The sequence below is a fragment of the Ottowia sp. genome (assembly GCF_016703145.1).
GTDB lineage: Bacteria > Pseudomonadota > Gammaproteobacteria > Burkholderiales > Burkholderiaceae_C > Ottowia.
This window is the reverse complement of record NZ_JADJCO010000003.1, coordinates 1,818,599-1,842,021: the sequence shown is the minus strand read 5'-3', so window position 1 is coordinate 1,842,021 and position 23,423 is coordinate 1,818,599. Positions and strand designations below refer to the sequence as shown.

General features: G+C 63.4%; 19 protein-coding genes and 2 pseudogenes. 14 read left to right on the top strand and 7 right to left on the bottom strand.

Features of this window, described 5'->3' with window-relative positions; all coding sequences use genetic code 11:
* Positions 1-46: 46 nt before the first annotated feature.
* Entirely contained in the window at positions 47-616 is a 570-nt protein-coding gene (locus tag IPG65_RS12580; RefSeq protein WP_293189874.1) for a hypothetical protein, read from the top strand.
* A gap of 566 nt (positions 617-1,182) precedes the next feature.
* On the opposite strand, the gene IPG65_RS12575 is transcribed toward IPG65_RS12580, so the two are convergent.
* Positions 1,183-2,286 carry an AraC family transcriptional regulator gene (locus tag IPG65_RS12575; protein WP_293189872.1) on the bottom strand — a complete coding sequence of 368 codons (1,104 nt, stop codon included), beginning with the start codon at positions 2,284-2,286 and terminating at the stop codon, positions 1,183-1,185.
* A gap of 207 nt (positions 2,287-2,493) precedes the next feature.
* Here IPG65_RS12575 and IPG65_RS12570 point away from each other — a divergent pair, with 207 nt between their 5' ends.
* The 13 genes and pseudogenes from IPG65_RS12570 (at position 2,494) to IPG65_RS12510 (ending at position 17,283) form a co-directional block, all read left to right on the top strand.
* On the top strand, positions 2,494-4,125 hold the full coding sequence (locus IPG65_RS12570) for an AMP-binding protein (protein WP_293189870.1): 1,632 nt from the start codon (positions 2,494-2,496) through the stop codon (positions 4,123-4,125).
* 22 nt (positions 4,126-4,147) lie between these two features.
* Positions 4,148-5,017 carry a poly(3-hydroxyalkanoate) depolymerase gene (gene phaZ / locus IPG65_RS12565; RefSeq protein WP_293189868.1) on the top strand — a complete coding sequence of 290 codons (870 nt, stop codon included), beginning with the start codon at positions 4,148-4,150 and terminating at the stop codon, positions 5,015-5,017.
* A gap of 21 nt (positions 5,018-5,038) precedes the next feature.
* A complete protein-coding gene (locus IPG65_RS12560) occupies positions 5,039-5,506 on the top strand; it encodes a MaoC family dehydratase (protein ID WP_293189866.1) in 468 nt (155 codons plus the stop codon).
* Positions 5,507-5,522: 16 nt separating this feature from the next.
* Positions 5,523-7,394: an alpha/beta fold hydrolase gene (locus IPG65_RS12555; protein WP_293189864.1), complete on the top strand. Its 1,872-nt coding sequence runs from the start codon at positions 5,523-5,525 to the stop codon at positions 7,392-7,394.
* 36 nt (positions 7,395-7,430) lie between these two features.
* Positions 7,431-9,125: pseudogene (locus IPG65_RS12550) on the top strand (acyl-CoA dehydrogenase); the annotation flags it as partial.
* Between the two features lie 100 nt (positions 9,126-9,225).
* Complete coding sequence (locus IPG65_RS12545; RefSeq protein ID WP_293189862.1) at positions 9,226-9,975, top strand: electron transfer flavoprotein subunit beta/FixA family protein; 750 nt, start codon at positions 9,226-9,228, stop codon at positions 9,973-9,975.
* Positions 9,976-9,997: 22 nt separating this feature from the next.
* Positions 9,998-11,669 (top strand): annotated as a pseudogene (locus tag IPG65_RS12540) (electron transfer flavoprotein-ubiquinone oxidoreductase).
* 43 nt (positions 11,670-11,712) lie between these two features.
* A complete protein-coding gene (locus IPG65_RS12535; protein WP_293189860.1) occupies positions 11,713-12,651 on the top strand; it encodes an FAD-binding protein in 939 nt (312 codons plus the stop codon).
* A 15-nt stretch (positions 12,652-12,666) separates the two neighbouring features.
* On the top strand, positions 12,667-13,329 hold the full coding sequence (locus tag IPG65_RS12530) for a helix-turn-helix transcriptional regulator (protein WP_293189858.1): 663 nt from the start codon (positions 12,667-12,669) through the stop codon (positions 13,327-13,329).
* Positions 13,301-13,861 carry a phasin family protein gene (locus IPG65_RS12525; protein WP_293189856.1) on the top strand — a complete coding sequence of 187 codons (561 nt, stop codon included), beginning with the start codon at positions 13,301-13,303 and terminating at the stop codon, positions 13,859-13,861. Before IPG65_RS12530 ends, IPG65_RS12525 begins: the two co-directional genes overlap by 29 nt.
* A 284-nt stretch (positions 13,862-14,145) precedes the next feature.
* On the top strand, positions 14,146-15,519 hold the full coding sequence (locus IPG65_RS12520) for an IS1380 family transposase (protein WP_293189854.1): 1,374 nt from the start codon (positions 14,146-14,148) through the stop codon (positions 15,517-15,519).
* A 223-nt stretch (positions 15,520-15,742) separates the two neighbouring features.
* Positions 15,743-16,144 (top strand): NAD(P)H-dependent oxidoreductase, encoded by a 402-nt coding sequence (locus IPG65_RS12515; RefSeq protein WP_293189852.1) that lies wholly within the window; start codon positions 15,743-15,745, stop codon positions 16,142-16,144.
* 327 nt (positions 16,145-16,471) lie between these two features.
* A protein-coding gene (locus tag IPG65_RS12510; protein WP_145980487.1) for an IS5 family transposase occupies positions 16,472-17,283 on the top strand; the annotation gives its coding sequence in 2 pieces (ribosomal slippage) (positions 16,472-16,805 and positions 16,805-17,283; 813 coding nt in all).
* A gap of 44 nt (positions 17,284-17,327) precedes the next feature.
* Here IPG65_RS12510 and argS read toward each other — a convergent pair.
* From argS to IPG65_RS12480, 6 genes are all read right to left on the bottom strand, one after another.
* Positions 17,328-19,013 carry an arginine--tRNA ligase gene (gene argS, locus IPG65_RS12505; protein ID WP_060853441.1) on the bottom strand — a complete coding sequence of 562 codons (1,686 nt, stop codon included), beginning with the start codon at positions 19,011-19,013 and terminating at the stop codon, positions 17,328-17,330.
* Positions 19,014-19,227: 214 nt separating this feature from the next.
* Positions 19,228-19,722 carry a peptide-methionine (S)-S-oxide reductase gene (locus tag IPG65_RS12500; RefSeq protein WP_145980486.1) on the bottom strand — a complete coding sequence of 165 codons (495 nt, stop codon included), beginning with the start codon at positions 19,720-19,722 and terminating at the stop codon, positions 19,228-19,230.
* A gap of 212 nt (positions 19,723-19,934) precedes the next feature.
* Complete coding sequence (locus IPG65_RS12495; protein ID WP_293189845.1) at positions 19,935-20,903, bottom strand: magnesium and cobalt transport protein CorA; 969 nt, start codon at positions 20,901-20,903, stop codon at positions 19,935-19,937.
* On the bottom strand, positions 20,900-21,601 hold the full coding sequence (locus tag IPG65_RS12490; protein ID WP_060853439.1) for a glutathione S-transferase N-terminal domain-containing protein: 702 nt from the start codon (positions 21,599-21,601) through the stop codon (positions 20,900-20,902). Before IPG65_RS12490 ends, IPG65_RS12495 begins: the two co-directional genes overlap by 4 nt.
* A gap of 270 nt (positions 21,602-21,871) precedes the next feature.
* Positions 21,872-22,891, bottom strand: coding sequence for a zinc-binding alcohol dehydrogenase family protein (locus IPG65_RS12485; protein ID WP_066115006.1), 1,020 nt, complete (start codon positions 22,889-22,891; stop codon positions 21,872-21,874).
* Positions 22,892-22,919: 28 nt separating this feature from the next.
* A complete protein-coding gene (locus IPG65_RS12480) occupies positions 22,920-23,339 on the bottom strand; it encodes a heme-binding protein (protein WP_066115009.1) in 420 nt (139 codons plus the stop codon).
* Between the last annotated feature and the right edge of the window lie 84 nt (positions 23,340-23,423).

Sequence of the window (23,423 nt, the reverse complement as noted above, 5' to 3'; positions counted from 1 at the left end):
TGACCAAGCCACAATTGGGGCAAGAGAAGGATGAGGAGAAAGAACCGTGAGCGATTGGGATTTTCTGTACGAGATGAACGACCGTGGCTACAGCGCCGAGGACATCGCTGGCGCGGCCGCCTGCGGCTATGCCCCTTGGGAAGAGAAGTACATCGACAGGCAGTGGGCCGAAGAGCAACTTGAGGGCGAGCCAGAAGAGGACGCCCGCTCAGTTCAGCCCGTTCGGAGCAGAGAGGGGTTTCCGTTCAGCATCCTGGAGCAGACGGAAATCTTCCAGAACTTGGTCGACTGCGCCGAGCGGCATTTCGAGAATACCGGCCGCTACCTTCAGGTCTGGGGCGAACTGGGAGAAATCTACGCAGAGATCAAGTTTGGTCTGCGCCGCCATGCGACCCACGCGCCTGGCTCGGACGGCACGATTAACGGCAAGCGCGTTGAGGTCAAGACTATCTCGCCCGAAAAGACCAGCGACCAAGTTCTGGTTAAGAGCCAAGGCGACTTCGAAAAGCTGCTGATCGTCCGCATTGATCGGGACTTCCAATTCCAAGGCAAAATCATCGATCGCAGCGAGTTGAGCGGCGGCGCGGGCAAGTACCTCAAAGGTCGGCTTCCCTGACACACACGCTCCTACGACTTTGGGGTTCCATTGGCATCGCGATCCTTGCGGCTGTCGCTAGCCGATTAGGACATCCTACCGCTCGCGAAATCGGCGAGCGCGCGGACGGTCGGAGCCTCGTGAAGTGCAGCGCGGAGTGTATTGCGGTTGCAGGCCGCATTGACCTGCCTTCCAGTTGCCAATGCCTCGTAAAGGCTGGGTGCGGTCATCCGAATTCGACGACTGAGTCCTGCCGCGGCGCCGCAACCGGTCCTTCACCGGCCCTGATCTCAAATGACCGCTCGACCACCTGGACCTGTCGTTCGATGGGGCCACGGGCAGAAGACTCCTCTATGTCCGCTCACACCGTGGACGAACTGGTGCTCTCGACCCGTCAGCGACATCCGATGACCCCGTTTCGTCGCCACAAAGCCGCCGGTCGGACGCCTCACAGCCCATTCGAAACGCAACTCCAGTTGGAGAAACACGGAAGAATCGATTGGTGCCGGCTCGTGTGCCACGGGTAGCTCTCGCTGCATGAACACTCTCGTTGCGACAAGGTCAGTACCGCGAAGTGCCCGTCGGTCTCAGCGTGTGCTTGGGGTTGCTACCGCTTGGCCGGCGCCGGCCCGATACTCGGTGAGGGTGCGGCCTGTCCAGCGCTTGAAGGCGTGCCGAAAGCTCGTCGCGTCGCTGAAACCCAGTGCAGCGGCGATGTCATCCACTGTCAGCAGAGTCGTCGACAAGTAGTCCACGGCCAATGCCTGGCGAACACTTGTCAGCAGATCGATGTAGGAGGTGCCTTCCTCGTCGAGCCGGCGTCGCAGCGTCCTCGCGTCCATGCACAGCGTGCCGGCGACCTCTCGCATGCTGGGAAACCGGCCGGGCGTGCGTGTCAGTTCGGCGTAGACCCTGCGGCTCAGCCCGAGACTCCACTTGTGCTCCTCCAGCAGCTTCGCGCAAGTGGCGGAGACCTGGGTCGCGGTTATCGGGTTCGCGAACTGGGGCGTGCGATCCAGCCATTCGACGGGATAGTGCAGTTCGGTCCGAATCTGATCGAACACGACCGGACACTCAAAGACTTCCTCCAGCACATTCGCATGCTGGGGCCGCTCGAGGGCGAAGGTGACCCTCGCGGGTACGCACCAAGCGCCCATCACATGGCGCGTTAGCGCGACATGGATGCCGATCTGCATCTCGAGCAGCGCCCGGAACAGACGGTCGTCGACATCCGGCAGGTGAGCTTCGTCCAAAGGAGGAAAGGTCCAGCAAGCCGTGGTCTGGTCTTCGAACAGTTCGATGGGCACAACGGGCGTGGCGAGAATGTGGTAGCGCATCGCCAATTCGCATGCGGCCCGCAGGGAGCCCGCGCACGCCAGGACGAAACCGTACATGCCGTAATCGATGAGATGCATCTGCGACCCGACGCGTACGGCCCACTGAGGATCGGGTGACAGCTTGGCCGCGTTCGCGCACACCGTCAGGAACTGGAACACCGATGTCCGGCAGTGCGCACTGGCAACATCGCTCGGCGAGAGCCCGGAGCCCAGCAGCAGCGGCTTCGCCTCGACGCCGAGTCCGGCAAGTGTGCGGACAACGGCGAAGATCTTCAGCGGCGGATGGAGTTTCTCGCGCAGCGCAAACGCCCGACTGGATCGGGGTGTCGTTCTGGATCGGGGTGTCGTTCGCATGACGGTTCGTCGTCGGCCAAGGCCGCATTGTCGCCTGACTTGTCTCGTACGGCACCCCAGGGAATCTCCTCGGTCCGCTGTCCTCGGCGATACGCGCTCTGTCCTTTCGCGTCATTGACATCGCGGCAGCGCGGCCCGACAGTCTAGCTAGCAGCGCTAAGCACCGAGCCGGGAACAGTGCGCTGAGGCCGAAACCAGGAGAAACGCATGGGCACGCGACATTGGCTCAACTCGTATGGCAGTATCCCGTCCGACATCGACGCCGACCGCTACCCGTCGATGCTCGAGCTTCTGAACGCCGCGCTGAAGCGCCATGCCGGCCGACCCGCGTTCAAGGCCTTCGGCCAGACGCTGACCTACGCCGACGTCGATCGGCAGGCGCAGACGTTCGCAGCCTATCTGCAGAACAAGCTGGGCGTCGGACGAGGCGACCGTGTCGCGGTGATGATGCCCAACCTCCTGGCGTTTCCAGTCACGCTGCTGGGGATCATGCGCGCTGGTGCGATCCAGGTAAACGTGAACCCGCTGTACACGGCGCGCGAACTGGAGCACCAGCTCAACGACGCCGGGGTCGAGACGATAGTCATCTTCAACGGCTCGACGCCAACGCTGGCCGAAGTCCGGGCCAACACCCGCTTGAAGACGGTGATCACGGTCGGGGTGGGCGATGCCAGCGGCGCCAACCTGCCGAGTCCGCCGGTGGATGCTCGCCTCGGTGGCTCGGTCTCCTTCGCCGAGGCGCTCGACCAGGGCAGTGGGCTAGCGCTGCGGCCGGTTGCGCTGACCGGCGATGACCTGCTGTTCCTTCAATACACCGGCGGCACTACCGGGCTGTCGAAGGGTGCTGCTCTGTCGCACCGCAACCTCGTGGCCAACACCGAGCAGTTCAAAGCGTTCATGCCCGTTGCGCTGAAAGAGGGCGAAGAAGTGCTGGTGACGGCAATTCCGCTGTACCACATCTTCGCGCTGATGGTGTCGCTCACCTACCTTTCGGTCGGCGCGGAGAACTGGCTCGTCGCCAACCCGCGCGATATGGACGGCTTCGTCGCGGTACTGGCGCAGGCCCGACCGACCGTGTTCATGGGGGTCAATACGCTGTACGGCGGGCTGGTGCAGCACCCGAAGCTCGCCGAGGTGGAGTGGTCGCAGCTGAAGCTCGCGATCGGGGGCGGTGCGGCGGTGGTGGGTGCGGTGTCGGACCGCTGGAAGACGATCACCGGGCACTTCATCCGCGAGGGCTACGGTCTGTCGGAAACCTCGCCGGTGGTCTCGTTCAACCCGGCATACATCAACGAGTTCACCGGAACGACCGGCCTGCCGATGCCGTCGACCGACATCAAGCTGCTCGACGACACGGACCAGGAAGTAGACCCGGGGCAAGCAGGTGAGATCTGCGTCAAGGGGCCGCAGGTGATGCGCGGCTACTGGGAGAAGCCCGACGCCAACGCCACATCGTTCACCGACGACGGCTACTTCCGCACCGGCGACGTCGGTGTCTTCGACGACAAGGGGTTCCTGAAAATCGTCGATCGCAAGAAGGACATGATCATCGTCTCGGGCTTCAACGTCTATCCGAATGAAGTCGAGGCTGTGGTGGCCAACTGCCCCGGCGTGGCCGAGGCGGCATGCGTCGGCGTGCCTCACCCGAAGACGGGCGAGGCTGTGAAGCTGTTCGTCGTCAAGCTGCCGGGTGCGAACCTGACCGAGGCCGAGGTAGTCGTGCATTGCCGTGCCAGCTTGACCGGCTACAAGGTGCCGCACGTCGTGCACTTTGTCGAAGCGTTGCCGAAGTCCAGCGTCGGCAAGATTCTTCGCCGCGAACTGCGCAACGTCGGTTGAGCTGATGGCGAGCAGCGTTGTCATGGAAGCCGCCTCCCGCCGGGGGGTGAGCGAACACCATCCTGCCAAATTCGCGAACCGGCCCGGCGATCCCACATTCGCGATCCAGATGCTGAACGTGCGCGGCCAGTTGTTGCGTGTCGGCCGGCAGCCAGGGTCAGGGAGCGGGGTCCCGTTGCTGATGTTCAACGGTATCGGCGGCAGCATCGAGTTGCTCGAACCACTCGCGCGCAGCATGCCCGCACGCGAGGTCATCGTGTTCGACGTCCCGGGCGTCGGCCATTCGCCGATGCCGCGTCGCCCCTACCGGCTGCGAACGCTGGCGCGCTGGGCCGAGGGTGTTCTCGATCAGTACGGGCATGCCCAGGCGGACGTGCTGGGCGTCTCTTGGGGGGGCGCGGCGGCGCAGGAGTTTGCGCGCAGCGCGAGCGCACGCTGCCGGCGACTGATTCTGTGCGCAACGGCGACGGGAATGCTCATGGTGCCAGGGCATCCGAAGGCGCTTGCGAAGATGGTCACGCCTCGCCGATACATGAGCAAGGACCACGCCATCAAGATCAGCGGCGACATCTATGGCGGCGACTTCCGGCGCCGGCCTGAACTGGCCGCCGACTTCATGAAGCACGTCAAGTGGCAGTCGCGCTGGGGCTACTACCTGCAGATCGCCGCTGCGACGGGGTGGACGAGCGTGCACTGGTTGAGCCGACTCAAACAGCCCACGCTCGTGATGGCGGGTCGCGACGACCCGTTGATCCATACGTTCAACGCCAAGCTGATGCGCTTGCTGATCCCAAACAGCGAGTTGAAGGTGTTTGACTGCGGCCACCTTTTCTTGATGACGCGCCCGGATGAATCGGTGCGTGCCATCAACAAGTTTCTCGACAAGCCCTGAAGACGAACCGGTAGACCCAACATGACCAACTCCGCAACCATGAGCCCCGGCGAGCTGCAAGACAAGGCTGGTCAGGAACTCGGCCTCTCATCGTGGATCGAGGTCGGCCAGACCCGAATCAATGAATTCGCGCACTGCACCGAAGACCGGCAGTGGATCCACGTCGACGTCGAACGCGCGGCCAAGGAGAGTCCGGCCGGCGGCACGATCGCGCACGGCTACCTGACGCTCGCGCTGTTGGCGCCAAGCGGCATGGAGATCCTGGTGCCACGCATCCGTGCCAAGCAGATCCTCAACTACGGGCTCGACAAGGTTCGCTTCCTGGCGCCGGTGCTGGCCGGCAAGCGTGTGCGCAATCGCATCAAGCTCGTGGGGGTCGAGGCCAAGGGCGGCGGCCGATGGTTGTTGTCGCTTGAGAATACGGTCGAGATCGAAGGCGGCGACAAGCCGGCGCTGATTGCCATCACGCTGGCGATGGCGTTCGGCTGAACGTTGAGGGCAGACCATGGTCACCAAGACTTCCAGAGTTCGTACCCGCACGACGGTCGCAGCGAGCGCCAAGCGCGCTGCAGACAAGACCGCGGCCACCGCGACCCAGGTCGCCGGCAAGGCTCGACAGGCGGCCGGTACCGCGGCTTCGCTGACCGACAAGGCGACCCATGCCGGCCTCTCAGCGCTTGGTGCTGCCGGCGACATCACCGGGCTCGTCGCCGAGGCCAGCCGCAACACCTTGGCCGTCAACCCTCTGATCGGGTTGAACCGGCGCGACGTAGCGAGCGCTGCTGCCGCGCTGCTGAAAGCCGTCGCACGAACGCCGCGGCGGGCGACCACGCACGTCGGCCGCTACGTGAAAGAGCTTGGGCAGGTCGTGAAGGGCGGCTCAGCGCTCGCACCCGATCCGAAGGACCGCCGCTTTGCCGATGCGGCGTGGAAGAACAACGCGCTGTACGCCCGCCTGATGCAGGCGTACCTGGCGACGCAGAAGGAGCTGGCGCACTTCATCGACAAGTCCGAGCTGAACAAGATCGAGAAGGGGCGGGCCCATTTCTTCGCCTCGCTGATCACCGACGCGCTGGCGCCGAGCAACTGGGTGCTCGGCAACCCGGCGGCGGTGCGCAAGATCGTCGACACCGGCGGCGACAACCTCGTCAAGGGGCTGAAGAACCTGATCCATGACGTACGGCACAACCACATGATGCCGTCGATGGTCGACGCCACGTCGTTCAAGGTCGGCGAGACCATCGCCACGTCGCCCGGCCAGGTGGTGCTGCGCCACGAGATGTTCGAGTTGCTGCAGTTCACTCCCACGACGCCCCAGGTGCATGCACGGCCGCTGGTCATGTCGCCTCCTCAGGTGAACAAGTACTACGCAGTCGACTTGACGCCGGAGAAAAGCCTCATCAAGTGGGCCACCGACTCGGGCATCCAGTTGTTCGTCGTCAGCTGGCGCAACCCGACAATTGAGCACCGGCATTGGAGTCTGGACGACTACGTCCAGGCTCTCGATGCGGCTGTTGATGTGACGCGCCAGATCACAGGCAGCCCGGACGTCAACATGTGGGGCACGTGTTCTGGCGGCATGACGCTGGCCGCCTATCTGGCGTGGCTCGCCGCCACCGGCAAGCCCAAGGTCGCCAACACCACCTGGGCGGTGTGCGTCCTGAACACCGAGGCCGCGATCGAGGACTCTACGCTGGGGCTGTTCAATTCCCCGGCGACGATCCGTGCTGCCAAGGCCAGGTCGCGCCGCAAGGGCTTTGTTGACGGCGCGGAGATGGCGTCGATGTTCGCTTGGCTGCGCCCGAACGACCTCATCTGGAACTACTGGGTCAACAACTACCTGCTCGGCAACAGCCCGCCCGCCTACGACATACTGGCCTGGAACGCCGACACCACCCGGCTGGCCGGCCAGTTTCACTGTGATCTGCTCGACCTTGTCGAGAAGAACCCGTACGTCAATGCAGGCAGACTCGAGGTGCTTGGCGTGCCGATCGACATGTCGCAGATCAAGCTCGGTGCCTACGTGATCGCCGGCATCACCGACCACATCACGCCGTGGCGCGCCTGCTACGGCACCGCGCGGCTTTTCGGCCCCAAGACCATGTTCGTGCTGGTCAACGCCGGCCACCTGCAAAGCATGATCAATCCTCCGGGTTCGCCGAAGGCCTTCTATTTCGCCAGCCCGGCCGCCACGGACGATCCGATGACCTGGGCGGAGGGGGCTCAGCCGACCCGGCAGGAGGGCAGCTGGTGGCCGCACTGGCGGGAGTGGATCCAGAGCAAGTCGGGTGAGCTGAAGACCGCGCCGACCAAGCTCGGATCGCGCAAGCACCGGCCGCTGGCATCGGCACCCGGCACGTACGTGATGGAGCGCTGAAGGCGGCGACGAAACACCCACTCGAGGAGAACCACCATGACCACCTACACCGCGCCCCTGAAGGACATGCAGTTCGTGCTGCACGAACTCGCGGGCCTGGATGCGATCGCCCGGCTGCCCGGGTACGAGGAGGTATCGCCCGACCTCGTCGACTCGGTGCTCGAAGGCGCTGCCACCTTCGCCAGCGAGATCTGGGGGCCGTTGAATCAGGTTGGCGACCAGGAAGGCTTGAAGCACCACGACGATGGCCGGGTCACGACACCCAAGGGCTTCATCGAGGCCTACGCCAAGTTCGTCGAATCGGGCTGGAACGGCCTGCGCTTCGACCCGGACTTCGGCGGCCAAGGCCTGCCCAAGCTCGTCGACACCGCGGTGATGGAGATGTGGAACGCATCGAACATGGCCTTCTCGATGGCGCCGCTGCTGACGCAGGGTGCGATCGAAGCGCTGTTCCTGCGCGGCAGCGACGACCAGAAGCAGCGCTTCCTGCACAAGATGGTGTCGGGCGAGTGGACCGGCACGATGAACCTCACTGAGCCCCAGGCCGGTTCGGACTTGGGCCTGATCCGCAGCAAGGCCACGCCCCGCGGCGACCACTACCTGATCCAGGGTCAGAAGATCTTTATCAGCTTCGGCGAGCACGATCTCACCGACAACATCGTTCATCTGGTGCTGGCGCGCACGCCCACGGCTCCCGAGGGCGTGAAGGGCATCTCGCTGTTCGTCGTGCCGAAATTCCTCGTCAATGAAGACGGCTCGCTGGGCGAGCGCAACGACGTGCGCTGTGTCTCGATCGAACACAAGATGGGCATCCATGCCAGCCCGACCGCGGTGCTTGCCTTCGGCGATGGCGGTGGCGCCATCGGCTACCTCGTCGGTGAGGAGAACCGCGGCCTCGAGTACATGTTCATCATGATGAACGAGGCCCGCTTCGGCGTCGGCGTGCAGGGTCTGGCCGTGGCCGACCGCGCCTACCAGCTCGCGCTGGCCTGGGCGAAGGATCGCGTGCAGGGCAAGGACGCCACCGCGCCGAAGGGACCGAGCGTGCCGATCATCCGCCACCCTGATGTGCGGCGCATGTTGATGTCGATGAAGTCGCGCGTCGAGGCCATGCGCGCGCTCGCCTATGTCGTGGCCGCCATGATCGACCAGGCGCATCGTGCGCCGGACGAAGCGGCGCGCGCTTCGGCGCACGCGGGCGTCGACCTGCTGATTCCGATCCTGAAGGCTTGGTGCACGGAGACCGGCATCGAGGTCGCGTCGACAGGCATCCAGGTTCACGGCGGCATGGGCTTCATCGAGGAAACGGGCGCTTCGCAGCACCTGCGCGACGCGCGCATCACCTCGATCTACGAGGGCACCACGGGCATCCAGGCGAACGATCTGGTCGGGCGCAAGGTGCTGCGCGACGGCGGGCGCTCCATGGCGGCCTTGATCGGACAGATCGCTGACGTCTGCGATGAGCTCGAGCGCAGCGGCGACGCCCAGTTGAAGGCGATCGGCCAGCGCCTGCGCGATGGTTCCAGGTGCATGGCCGACGCCGTCGAGTGGATCATGGCAACGGGATCTCGCGATCTCAACGTCGTGCTGGCCGGTGCGGTGCCGTTCCTGCACCTGTGCGGCGTCGTGTGCGGCGGCTGGCAGATGGCGCGCGCGGCGCTGACCGCGCAGCGCAAGCTCGCGGCGGGTGACGGGGACCTGCCCTTCTATCGCGCCAAGATCGCGACCGCACGCTTCTTCGCAGACCAGGATCTCACGCGCGCCGCCGGCCTGCGAGATGCAGCCATTCACGCCGCGCCGGCACGATGGCACTCTCCGAGGAGCAGTTCTGATGAAGATCCTCGTCGCCGTCAAACGAGTGGTCGACTACAACGTGAAGGTGCGCGTCAAGGCCGACGGCGCGGGCGTGGACATCGCCAACGTCAAGATGAGCATGAACCCCTTCGACGAAATCGCCGTCGAGGAGGCGGTGCGGCTGAAGGAAAAGGGGATGGCGACCGAGGTGGTGGCCGTCTCGTGTGGCGTCGCGCAGTGCCAGGAGACGCTGCGCACCGCCATGGCCATCGGCGCCGACCGCGGCATCCTGGTCGAGACGAGCGAGGAGCTGCAGCCCCTGGCCGTGGCCAAGCTGCTGCAACGCCTGGTCGAGCGGGAGAAGCCTGACATCGTGATCCTCGGCAAGCAGGCGATCGACGATGACTGCAACCAGACCGGCCAGATGCTCGCCGCGCTGCTGGGTCGGCCGCAGGGGACGTTCGCGAGCAAGGTCGAGGTCGAAGGCGGCCGCGTGCGCGTCACGCGCGAAGTCGATGGAGGACTGGAGACCGTCAGCCTGGCGACGCCGGCTGTGGTGACCACCGACCTGCGGCTGAACGAACCGCGATACGTGACCTTGCCCAACATCATGAAGGCAAAGAAGAAGCCTCTCGAAGTGCTGAAGCCCGCGGAACTGGGCGTCGACGTGGCACCGCGGCTCGAGACGGTCTCGGTGCGCGAGCCATCGACGCGCAAGGCTGGGGTCAAGGTGGCCGACGTCGCAGGGCTGGTTGAGAAGCTGAAGAACGAGGCCAAGGTCATCTGAGCATGCTCAGCGCCGAACGGGCATGAATACACAGGAACTCATAACGACCTACGGGCCACGCGAGTCGATGGCCTACGACGTGGTCGTCGTCGGCGCCGGCCCGGCCGGCCTCGCCACCGCCATCCGGCTCAAGCAGCTGCGACCCGAGGCCGCGGTGGTCGTGCTCGAGAAGGGCAGCGAGCCCGGCGCGCACACTCTGTCCGGCGCGGTGATGGACCCTCGTGCGATGAACGAGCTCTTCCCCGACTGGAAGGAGCGTGGCGCGCCGCTGAACCAGCCGGTGACCGGCGACGATGTGCTGACCCTCACCGAAACCGGCGCCAGGCGCATCCCCGACTGGCTGGTGCCGCGAAACTTCCACAATCACGGCAACTATGTTGTTGCGCTGGGCCATGTGGTGAAGTGGCTGGCGGAACAGGCGGAAGCGCTCGAGTCGAGATCTTTCCCGGCTTCTCCGCCGCCGAAGTGCTGTACGACGAGCAAGGCCGCGTCAAGGGCGTGGCCACCGGCAACCAAGGCATCGGCAAGGACGGCGAGCCGACCGCCGCCTTCCAGCTTGGCATGGAGCTGCACGGCAAGTACACCGTGTTCGCCGAAGGCGCGCGCGGCATCTCGGCAAGCAGCTGCTCGCGAAGTACGCCTTGAGCGAAGGCAAGGATCCGCAGAGCTGGGCCATCGGCGTCAAGGAGTTGTGGGAGGTCGCGCCGGAGAAGGCCAAGCCCGGTCTCGTCGTGCACACAGCCGGCTGGCCGATGGACAGATCCGCCTTCGGCGGCGGCTTCCTCTACCACCTGGAAGGCAACAAGGTCACGCTCGGCTTCGTCGTCGGGCTCGACTATGCGAACCCCTACCTGAGCCCGTTCGAGGAGATGCAGCGCTGGAAGACGCACCCGGCTGTCTCCGCCCACCTCGAAGGCGGCAAGCGCCTCTCCTATGGCGCCCGCGCCATCAACAACGGCAGCCCGCAAGCCTTGCCGAAGACAGTGTTTCCCGGCGGCGCCCTGGTCGGCTGCGACGCCGGTTATATGAACGCGGCGCGCATCAAGGGCAGCCATGCCGCGATCAAGAGCGGCATGTTGTGTGCCGAAGCGCTGGCCGGGGCGCTGGGCAGCGGCCGCGCGCACGACGAACTGACTGCCTACCCGGAAGCGTTCGACAAGAGTTGGCTCGCCGACGAGTTGCAGCAGACACGCAACTTCAAGCTCTGGTTCAAGAAGGGCGCGCTGATGGGCCAGCTGATGACCGGCATCGAGCAGTGGCTGCTGCCCAAGATCGGCATCAAGAGCCCGCCGTGGACCCTGCACCGATCCAAACCCGACCACGAGTACCTGAAGCCCGCCGCCGACTGCCAGCCCATCGTCTACCCCAAGCCCGACGGCCGGCTGACCTTCGACCGCCTGTCGAGTGTTTTCGTCAGCAACACGAATCACGAAGAGAACCAGCCCGCGCACCTGACGCTGAAGGACGCGAGCGTGCCGGTCACCGTGAACCTCGCCACCTACGCCGGCCCGGAGAGCCGCTACTGCCCGGCCGGCGTCTACGAGTTCGTGGACGACGCGGGCGGCGGCCAGCGGCTGCAGATCAACGCCCAGAACTGCGTGCACTGCAAGACCTGCGACATCAAGGACCCGACGCAGAACATCGTCTGGGTCACGCCCGAAGGCGGCGGCGGGCCCAACTACGCCGGCATGTGAGGCGCAGGGCGCCAACCTCAACCAACCCAGGAGAAAGCTTGCCATGGCTGTCCTCGTCATTGCGGAACACGACAACCGGTCCCTGAAGCCGGCAACGCTCAACTCCATCACGGCCGCCGCCGCGTTCGGCGTTTCGGTGGACGTGCTGGTGGCCGGGCACCAGGCCGCTGCGGTGGCCCAGGCGGCTGCCGCCGTGCCGGGCGTGGTGCGCGTGTTGCACGCCGATGCGACGGCGCTCGCCGGCCAGCTGGCCGAGAACGTCGCTGCACAGGTGGTCGCGGTGGCCGGTGAATACGACACCATCGTCTTTCCGGCGACCGCCCACGGCAAGAACGTGGCGCCGCGCGTTGCCGCCCAGCTCGACGTGGCGCAGATCAGCGACGTGACTCGCGTCGTGTCGATGAACACGTTCGAGCGTCCGATCTACGCGGGCAATGCCATCGCCACCGTGCGAAGCAAGGACCGCATCAAGGTCCTCACGGTGCGCACGACCGCCTTCGACGCAGCACCCGCGAGCGGCGGCAATGCGCGCCTTGCGCTGACGGCGGCGGTGGAGGATGCGGGGACGTCGGCCTTCGTGGGCGCCGAGATCGCCAAGCTCGACCGCCCGGAGCTCACCGCCGCCAGGATCATCGTCAGCGGCGGCCGTGGCCTTGGATCTGCGGAGAAGTTCGGCGAGGTGCTCACGCCGCTGGCCGACGCGCTCGGCGCCGCGCTCGGCGCGAGCCGCGCCGCCGTCGACGCAGGCTATGCGCCCAACGACTGGCAGGTCGGCCAGACCGGCAAGATCGTCGCGCCGCAGATGTACGTGGCCTGCGGCATCAGCGGCGCAATCCAGCACCTGGCGGGCATGAAGGACAGCAAAGTCATCGTCGCGATCAACAAGGATCCGGAGGCGCCGATCTTCAGCGTCGCCGACTATGGTCTCGAGGCCGACCTGTTCGCGGCGGTTCCCGAACTGACCGCCGCACTGCGGCACTGAGCTGGAAAGCCCGACATGCCGAGCAAGACCGTCGCTGTGCCTGCAAGCAGGAAACGCGCGAGTGGCGCCAAGTCGGCTGGGTCGCCCGACCTGCCACTGTTTGCGCTGGCGCGTCAGGTGCGGTCATGGGCCGACACCTTGCTGAGCGTGACCGGCAACGCCGCGGATATCGGCCTCAGCCTGGCGCAGGCGCGTGTCAAGGACCCCAAGAAGAAGCAGGCGGTCGCCAAGGCCGGCACCCAGTTGCGGCGCTGGCGCGAGGCGGCCGGGTTGACGGCGCGGGAACTGAGCGAGGCCGTCGGCCTCGGCGACGCGAAGCTGCTCGAGGAGGCCGAGGGCGGCGTGGCGGCGCTGCCGTTCGACGTCGTCTTGCGCCTGGCCGGAGTCCTGGGTCGAAACGATCCGATCCCGGTGGCCATGGCGCTGACACGCCAGTACAACCCCGAACTGTGGACGACCCTGGAGTCGCTGGGCATCGGCAAGCTCGCGGTACAGGGTGCGCGCGAGCGCGAGCTCGCCAACATCTACCGCGGCAACGATGCCGCGCGCAAGCTGCGCGATGAGGAGTTCGAACAGGTGTTGGCGTTCACACGCCAGGCGTTCGACATGGCGGTGGGCTTTCGTGGCGCAAAGCACGAGGGCGGCCCCCATGAGCCGCGGAAAGCCGGTCATCGATGAACCCGCGCGCACCAAGCAGCGCACATCAAGCGGGGCGAAGGCACGCTCATCGAAGCAGGGGGTGCCACGCACCGCCGCCGCGAAGGTCTCGCCCTCAAGAAAACGCAGCCAGCGCGAGCCAGCGCCGAGCGCACCCGCGCCGGAGCCCGGGTCGATGAAGCTCGCGAAGGTTGCCACCGCCGTGGCCACATCGCGGCGCGAGAACGCGCGCGCGATGCTCGAAGCTGGGCGCATGTCCGTCGCCGGCGTGAGGGCGCTGCTCGAACGCCGCGTCGAAACACTGCGCGAAACCCTGGCCGAGCTGCGTCTGGTCGGCAAACTCATGCACCATGCGGGCGCGCGCGAGAGCGTGGCGCATGTCGACGAACTGGCGCGGGGCGTTCTGCAACTGGCACTCTCCGGTGAGCGCGAGCTCAAGGGGATGGCAACATCGACGCAAGGAGAGGCACTCGGCATCCTTGCCCGGCGTCTGCAAGCCGATCTCGCAGAGTTCAGACGACTCAGTCGTACCTCCTTTCGGCAGTACAGATGATGCGAGAAATCGCTGCCGTGAACCATCTCGGCAGCATCCATAGCTGCCGCTCGTAAAGGGTAGGTATTGGCCGGCAGCGCCAGTTCGCGGCCCTCTTCGGCAGCTGACCTTGGTCGGCACTGGCTAGTGCATCGGAAGTCAGCTTCCTGGCAAGCCCTTGTGCTCTCACTGCGTGATACTTCCCCTGAATCCGTGACCTCGCTCCTGGGTTTAGGGTAAATCCCCATAGAAATCAAGCACTTGGGCCACATCTTGAGTTCACCCAGCAGGTGAAGGAAGCGCAAATGGCTGAACCGGTGGAATTTGTTGTCAAGAAGTTGCCCTACGATTTGAGCAGCCATGGCGGTTTGGCCTTGGTTGGGCGCCTGTTCAAGCGCATCAACCTGCCCGCCATGATCGATCCCCAGTACCCCGTGCGCGGCGGCATCGCCAACAGCGACATCATCAAGTGCTACCTGGCCCTGCTCACCCTGGGCAAGAACGACTTCGAGGCTGTTGAGGGCTTTCGCTCCCAGCGCTTTGCCCACCAGGCACTGGGCCTGCGTGCCGTGCCGTCCAGCGCCACACTGCGCCAGCGCTTTGACGCCATGGGCACCCAGTGGAGCGAGCTGGCCGATCAGATCAACCGCGCCGTGCTGGGCCTGCACATCAACGGCGCGCCCATCGACTTCGGCGCCCTGCCCACCGGCCACCTGCCGCTGGACATCGACACCTTCGTCATGGACCAGAGCGACACGGCCAAGGAAGGCGTGTCCTGGACCTACGCCGGGGTCGACGGCTACTGCCCCATCGCGCTGTACCTGGGCACGCGCGGCTACTGCCTGGAGCTGGACTTGCGTGCGGGCAGCCAGCACAGTGCCTGCGAGAGCGAATACAACATCGAGCGCGCGCTGGGCACGGCCTGCGCGGTGAGTAGCGCACCCTTGCTGCTGCGCGCGGACTCGGGCTTTTGCTCGCGGCACTTGATCACGCAGACGCTGGCGCAAGCGGCCCGGCTGGGCCGCCAGGTCGATCTGCTGATCAAGTGGAACCCGCGCAGTGCGCCGGTGGAGGCGATTGCCGCGCAGCGCTGCGCCGACACGAGCACCGCGTGGATGCAGCTTCGAGTGGGCAAGCGCGAATGCCTGTGGAGCGAAGCGCTGGATGGCGGTGAGCTCAAAGCCGGATGCAACCGCGCGCTGCGACGCGTCTACCGCCTCACCGAGCGCACCATCGACAAAAAGGGCAACGCCTTGCTGCTGCCCGAGTACGTGCTCGAGGGCTGGACCACCACGCTGGGCCCAGAGGTCAGCGCAGAACAGGTGATTGCGCTGTACCGCGATCACGCCACACATGAGCAGTTCCATGCTGAGTTCAAGACCGACATGGACTTGAACCGTCTGCCCTCGGGCAAGTTCGCCACCAATCATCTGGTGTGTGCGCTGGCGGCGGTGGCGATGAATCTGCTGCGCATCGTGGGTCAGCACACGCTGCACGAGAGCGACAGCCCGCTCAGAAAGGCGGCGCTGCGCCGTCGCATCAAGACGGTGATGCAGGAGTTGATGTACAAGGCCGCGCGCATCATCAGCCACGCCAGGCGCTGGGTGCTGGGGATATCGGGCAGCGACTCGGGTTTTGCGATGTTCGAGCGCGCCTTTGGGCGTATGAAGGCGGCGTAGCGCCCAAGGCTGGCCAAAGGCGCGCTGGCAAGTTCACGGATCTCACAAAACGCAGGGTGCTGCGGAGGTAGGTGTTGGCCAGTGGTGGCCACTGGGCAACAAAACCCTGAACCTGCGGCTGCGAACGTGTGCTCGCGCACGAGAAATCGCCCATCGGTTACCCCATCAGGTCGAAATCTACAGTGAATCCCTGATTGCCGCTTCAATTGCTGGTGCATTGGGGGTGAACTCAAATCGAGGTCACGGATTCAGGCACCTTGTCATCTCGACACCGGTCTACAACTACAACGTCCCGGCCTCGCTCAAGGCGTGGGTGGATCACATCGTACGCAAGGGCATGACGCTCGGCTTTGACGGGCGGGGCCTTGTCAAAGGCAAGAAGGCGACCTTGTTGATTGCTTCTGGCGGCGTGTATAGCGAGGGATCGCCGATAAAGGATCGCGACATCGCGACGCAATACCTTCGGCTCATCCTCGGGGTTATCGGCATCGATGACGTAAGTGTGGTGGCGGGCGGCGGGGCGAAAGCCGTTGACCTGCGTGAGCAGACGATGGATGGATTCCTTGACGCGCTGCAGCCGCAGATCGATCGCGCTGCAGGAGTTGCAATCACCCGAAAATCTTGAGCCTGGCCTAGTGGCAGGACTTCGCAGGCGTTCTGGGCGTCGCTGCTCTGGTGATCGCGTATGGGCAAGCGACTTGGCCGTCCATCCGATAGCCCACCTCGCGCACCTTGTAGCTTGCATCGCGTTGCAAGGTCCGAAACGACCATCGATGGCGTGCCCAAAGATCAATGCGGTAGCCGTCACCGAGAACGGTGATCCTTCGAAGGCACGGATGGTTGCAACCATGAAAGGGGGGTCGGGCCGGATCACGCGTTTGTGCTCGACGGCACTTAGAGCGGCTAACAATACCGAGTCATCGGCTGACCTGCGTTCTGCGTTTGGCAGCGCATGGGAAGAAACAAGAACAAGGAAATCAGCACGGAGCTGTACAAGAAGCTGGCGCCATTGCTGCCGGTGGTGACGCCGTCGACCAAGGGCGGACGGCCCCGCCTGAGCGACGAGCAGGCGCTCAACGGCATCGTCTTCGTACTGCGTACGGGCATCCCGTGGGAGGATCTGCCGCAAGAGCTGGGCTTTGGCAGCGGCATGACCTGCTGGCGGCGGCTGCGCGATTGGCAAGCGGCAGGTGTGTGGCACGGTCTGCACCTGGCGTTGCTCGGTGAACTGCGCCATGCTGACAAGCTGGACTTCAGTCGATTCATCATGGACGGGGCGAGCGTACCGAACCCCCGGGGGGCTCGTACACAGGCCCCAACCCCACGGACAGGGGCAAGCTGGGCAGCAAACGCCACCTCATCACGGACCGCCAAGGCATCCCGATGATGTTTTGCGTTACCGGTGCCAATCGGCATGATTCGGTGGTGTTCGACGAACTGATCGACGCCTTGCCTGCGGTCGCGGGCAAGCGTGGCAGGCCGCGCCGCTGGCCGGGCAAGATGCATGCGGACAAGGGTTACGACTACGCGCGATGCCGCGCGCATCTCAAGCGCCGTGGCATCAAGGACCGCATCGCCCGCAAAGGCATCGAGAGCAACGACCGACTTGGCCGCCATCGCTGGGTGGTCGAGCGCACGCACGCCTGGTTGGCAGCTTTCGGCAAGCTGCGCACTCGCTTCGAGCGTCGCATCGACATTCATGTCGCCTTGCTCTCGCTGGCCTGTTGCGTCATCTGCCTGCGGTCCATCCCGTCGTTTTGTTAGCCGCTCTTAGGGCGCGCAGCGCTGCGTACGTTTCATGGTTGCACTCACATCTTGCTCGGCGCCCTGACGCCGAGAATCGCGAGACCATTGCGCAGCACATGCGCGGTAGCAGCGATAAGCGCCAAACGTGCCTTCTTGACACTCTCGTCGTCGACAAGAATTCGCTCGGCGTCGTAGTAGCTGTGGTAACTAGCGGCCAGCTCGCGTAAGTAGAACGTGACATCATGCGGCGAGAAATCCTTCGCTGCCGCGCTCAGCATTTCGGGGTATCTGGCGAGTAGCAGCATGAGAGCCTGCGCGGCCGGGCTTTCAAGTGCCAACAGTTCAACATCGTGCAGCGATGCCACGTCGCCGCCCCAACTCGCTAACACCGAGCAGATGCGCGCATGCGCGTACTGCACGTAATACACCGGGTTGTCGTTGTTCTTCGTCACGGCAAGGTCAACGTCGAACGTGTATTCGGTGTCGGGCTTACGGCTCAGCAGAAAGAAGCGGACCGCGTCGGTACTGGTCCATTCGATCAAGTCGCGCAGCGTGACATAGCTGCCTGCGCGCTTGCTTATCTTGACCTCTTCGCCACCCTTCATGACGCGCACCATTGTGTGCAGCACATAGTCCGGGTAATCGGCCGGAATGCTTTCGTCCACGCCCTGCAGGCCGGCGCGAACGCGTGCGATGGTGCCATGGTGGTCGGTACCCTGGATGTTGACGACCGTGTGGAAGCCCCGCTCCCACTTGGCAATGTGGTACGCCACGTCGGGCACGAAGTAGGTGTACGTGCCGTCGCCCTTCTTCATGACGCGGTCCTTATCGTCGCCGTAGTCAGTTGACTTCAGCCAGAGCGCGCCGTCCTGCTCGTACGTCTTGCCGGCGGCCACCAGCTTGACCACCGTCGACTCGACACGTCCGCTGGAGTACAGGCTCGACTCAAGGTAGTAATTGTCGAAGCGCACGCGGAACGCCTGCAGATCGCTGTCTTGCTCCCGCCGCAGGTAAGCAACGGCGAACTCACGGATCGAATCGATGTCATCGACGTCGCCGCTCGCGGTGAACGCGCGGTCGTCCGATTTCACGGTCTTCTTCGCCATGAAGTCCTTGGCGATGTCGGCAATGTAGTCACCGTTGTAAGCCGCTGCCTTTTCGCCACTTGGCCAGGCGGCGTCGCCTGGCTTCAGGCCCCTGGCGCGCATCTGCACGCTGCTGGCGAGCGTCTGAATCTGCACGCCGGCGTCGTTGTAATAGAACTCACGGTACACCGCATCGCCCTGCGAGGCGCGCAGGTTGCAAATGGCATCTCCCAATGCCGCTTGGCGGCCGTGGCCCACGTGCAGCGGGCCGGTCGGGTTGGCCGAGACAAACTCCACCAGCACCTTTTCGCCGGTAGCTGGCTGCCGACCGTACGCATCGCCGGCGGCGAGCACTTCGCGCACGACCTGCTGCTTGGCGGCCGTCCTCAAGTGGATGTTCAAGAAGCCAGGGCCGGCGATCTCGACCGCCTGTACCCACTGCCCGAATGAGGGTGTGGCCAGTAGCATGGCCCTCACTTCTTCAGCGAGTTCGCGAGGCTTGCGGTCAAGCGGCTTGGCGAGTTGCATGGCGGCCGTGCTGACGAAATCGCCGTGCGCCGCCACCTTGGGCGACTCAAACGCGGCTTTGGCTCCAGCGCCGGGCGAGAAGGATTCAAGCGTGTTCGCGAGCGTCGCGAGCAGTTCTTGTTTAACCAATAACATCTGTGAATCTTACCGAGGGAAAATCCTGAACCCGCCGGGCCGGTCGTCCGCCAGAGTGGCCTTCTCACCTCCGAACCCTGCAAGGACGAGTACGCAATGAGATAGCGCTTTCTCTGATCGCGCTCGGCGCATGCGTACAGATTGTCCGACGCGCTTGGCGTGTCGTAAACGACCTAACCCAAGCACAAACTTCCTTGGAGACGAGCCTTCACGTCTAGGTCTGCACTTCAGGGAGCGCGACCTCTGAGAAGTGAAGTCTGATGAGATCAAGCTTAGGATCAATATATCGGCGGCAGAAAGGCCTACTCGGGTTGGTTCGATAGTAGTTCCGGTAACGCTCGTCCGACGCCTTGAAACTTCTAAAGGGAAGAACGACGGTATGCACCGCATCGCCAGACTCGTGGGCGAAGCCTGCTATCGCCAGCTCGGCCTCATGCCGTTGGCGATCTTCGAAAATGTAAATCGCACTGCGGTATTTGCTGCGAGGTGAACGGGCCCTGGTAGCAGAATGAGTTCTGAGATGCACCTCGGAGAGCGTGGCTAACTGAATCACCGAGGGGTCGAAGGTGACGATCACTCCTTCTGCCCACGTATCTGCCGGCGCGTCCGATTGCACAAAGCCCTGGTCGACCTTCTCGACACCACGCAACGCTTGGAATACCCCTTCTGTGCACCAATGGCATCCACCTCCAAAAGCGAGCTTCTCCACATTCACCTCCCGCGCATAAGCGCAATTTCTGACGCAGGCTTGCCCAGTTGAACGCCAGGAATGAAAGGAGCGAATCGCACCGCAACTTGGTCCACGACCTCAGCATCAAGGCAACGACTCGCGCTTTCAACAAACACGGTTTCACCATTCTGGCCCTCTGAGATTATTGGAGGTTGTCGCCTTCACCTCGAAACGATCACGACATGCGGCATTCATAGCCACTTTGCCTTCTTGAAGCGCACGAACAGGAACAGGCAGATCGCCGTCATCACCCCGAGCACGACGAGGTATCCATAGGTTGTCTCCAGCCCCGGCATGTTCTTGAAGTTCATGCCGTAAATTCCAGCGATCGCCGCCGGAACTGTCAGTATTGCCGCCCAAGACGTAAACTGGCGAGTGATCACACCCGTCCTTTGCGCCTCCAGCAGGCTGCTGAATTCAAAGACCGTCCTCAGGACCTGAAGGAGACCATTGACCATGGACTGCACACGATCTACGTGGTCAGCAACATCGTCGAAGTACGGTCTCACTTCAGCACTGATGCAGGGATAATGTCCACGGACCAGCTTTCTGACCAGTTCGGCCATAGCGCCAAGCGTGCGTTGGAAGCGCGTGAGTTCGCCTCTCAGGCTGAATATCCGGGCGACTTCTTCTCGCCCAAGAAAGTCGCCTACCGATCTTCTCTCCATCTCCAGAACGTCATCCTCGATCATTTCAAAGATGGGCAAATACTGGTCCACGATACGGTGCAAGATCGCGTGCAGCACGTAGTCGACACCCTTTCCCAGGAGCGTTGGCGAAGCCTCAAGCTGCCCCCGCAGGTTGCCTAGCGCTCCACCGTTGCCATGCCGCGCGGTGATGAGGTGATTGTGACCGGTGAAGATCGCCGTCTTGCCATAGCTGATCTTGTCGCCGACCAGCTCAGCTGTTTGAGCGACGATGTACAGCTCATCGTTGTAGACCTCGAGCTTTGGCGGGCAAAGCGGGTGCATCGCGTTATCGACTGCCAACGGATGGAGGTGATACGCCGTCTGGAGCGTGTGAAGTTCGTCGGCGCTGGGCTCGCGAAGCGCGATCCAGCAGAAGCCCGAGCGCGCCTCATCCTGCTCGAAGCGCTCGTCGAGCGCAATTTCCCGGATTCGCTTGCCTTTGTTGTAATAGTAGGCGGCGATGACGCTCATGCAGACCTCGCAGGGATGCGCTGGCCACGCTGCACTGCTGGTCGAGCCAGCCGGCGTCCGAGCCATGCTTGGTTGTTTGAGTAATTGCTGAGTCCAAGTATCTCGTCAGCATCATACGATTCAACCAGCGCATTCACCGTGCCGAGCGTAGCAATGCCCGCAATCGAATATTCGTCGATCCAGTTGCGTCCTTCCAGCTGGCGGCCCAAGACTCCCAGAAGGCGCTTGGATCCTTCGGTAAATCGCTTTCGAGGCCGCTTGTCTTCGTAGTCCTTGCCGCCAAATCGCACGAAGAATCCGAGTTGACCGAAAATCGGCCCGATGGCCGACATGTGGAAGAACACCCAGGTCAGAGTTTCGTAACGTTTGGTGGGTGCACTCGGGATTAGCTGGCCCGTCTTGTAGGCTAGGTAGAGAAGGATCGCGCCGGATTCCCATACGGCAATAGGTCTGCCGTCAGGGCCCGCCGGATCGATGATCGCCGGTATGCGGCCGTTTGGGTTCAACGATACGAACGCCGGGTCCTTCGACTCGTTCTTTGAGATGTCAACGAGGTGAGGCTCGTACGCCAAGCCGATTTCCTCCAGCAGGATCGAGACCTTGACTCCATTTGGCGTGGGTGCTGCGTAAAGTTGTAGGCAATCGGGATGAGCTGCTGGCCAGCGCCTCGTGATCGGAAAGGATGAGAGGTCTGACATGGCTTTTATCCTAGGGCTTCGACGGCGACGAACTTGTATTAACCAACCCATCAAGGCCGGGGTTCAGTGACTGCATCGGTAGACCCGCAGTCACGAAGACTGCTAACGGGCCATCGCGACTGCAACGGCAGTGAAGCCTTCTCCGTTGCAGTCTTGGCTGCGTGCTGCGCAGCGCCAATGATCTGACGCTTCGGAAGCACCCAACCTCTACGGGGGAGGTGACAGGTATAGCCGTTCAGTAACTTCGAATATGACCCGCCCTTTTCTCGATCAAGCAAAGCCTTCAAGCACGACCTTACCAATGGTCGTTCCACTTTCGAGTTGCGCATGCGCCTTCTTGAGGTTTTCGGCGTTGATTGAACCGAGGTTCTGCGTGGCAGTTGAGCGGATCTTTCCATCATCGACTGCGCTAGACATCGCATCGAGGATTCGCCCCTGTTCGTCCATATCCGGAGTCTGGAAGATGGACCTCGTAAACATGAGTTCGTGATGGATCGATACCGCCTTGCGCTTGAACTTCATGATGTCGAAGCCCGATGGATCGTCAATCAGGCATAGACGCCCCTGCGGTGCGATCAATTCGGCGATGTCGTCGACATGCTTAGCGGTTTGCGTCGTTGAGAATACAAAGGCGGGGGCGCCGATGCCCAATGCTGCAACCTGGTCAGCGAGCGGCTTCGAGTGATCGACCACGTGGTGCGCACCAAGCGACGCGACGAAATCCCTGGTCTCAGGACGCGAAGCCGTCGCAATAACGGTGAGGCTAGTGAACTGACGTGCGATCTGAACGGCGATTGATCCCACCCCTCCAGCACCGCCGACGATCAGGATGGCGGCAGCGGCGCCGGGAACCGGCTTCTTCACATCCAGGCGGTCAAAGAAGGCCTCCCATGCGGTCAACGATGTCAGCGGGAGCGCCGCGGCGTCGGCCCAGCCGATCTTTGACGGCTTTTTACCAACGATACGCTCATCGACGAGATGGAACTCGGCGTTTGCCCCCGACCGGGTGATGGAGCCTGCATACCAGACCTCTTCTCCCACCTTGAAACCTGTCACATCGGGGCCGACCGCCGCGACGATTCCCGCAACGTCCCAGCCCAGCACCTTCCATTCAGCGCCATCAGCTGGCGGCGTGCTACCACGGACCTTGTAATCGACCGGATTGACCGAAATGGCCTTTACTTCGACGAGAATGTCACGGTCTTTTGGCTGTGGCTTGGGCAACTCGATGTCGACGAAGGCATCCGCGGCCGAGATTGGCGATGGAGTCCTGTATCCGATGGCTTTCATGCGTGTTTCCTTTAGGATTGTGTCGACGTCACTTGGAAAAATTGCGAAGGGCTTCTTCGCCAGCTTCCTGGTCCTGCGCCCAGCTTCCCCCGGAAATGCCGATCCCGCCAATAATCGCGCCGTCCTCCATGATCGGAAACCCGCCAGCGGCGGCCATGACGCGGGGAACGTGGCGTAGGTTCGAAGCGCCGCGATCTTCCAAAAGGTCGACCCACTGGGCTGTCGACAGGCCAAAGGATGCCGCAGTGTAGGCCTTGTCGATGGCAATGTTGACGGCAAGATAGGAACTGCGATCGCTGCGTTCAAACGCCTTCAGGTTGCCAGCCACATCGACGATCGCGACGACCGGTTCGAATCCGATGCGCTGAGCGGCGGTGATGGTCTGGGCGATGAGGCGGGCGGCGGCCTCTCGAGTGACGGAGCGGGAGGTGAAGCTGTTATCGGACATGAGGATCCTTTTCAATGGTCAAGATTCTGAAGGGCCTTGTCGCATCCGGCGGCCCAAACATCATCAGTGGATGACGCAGCAGCA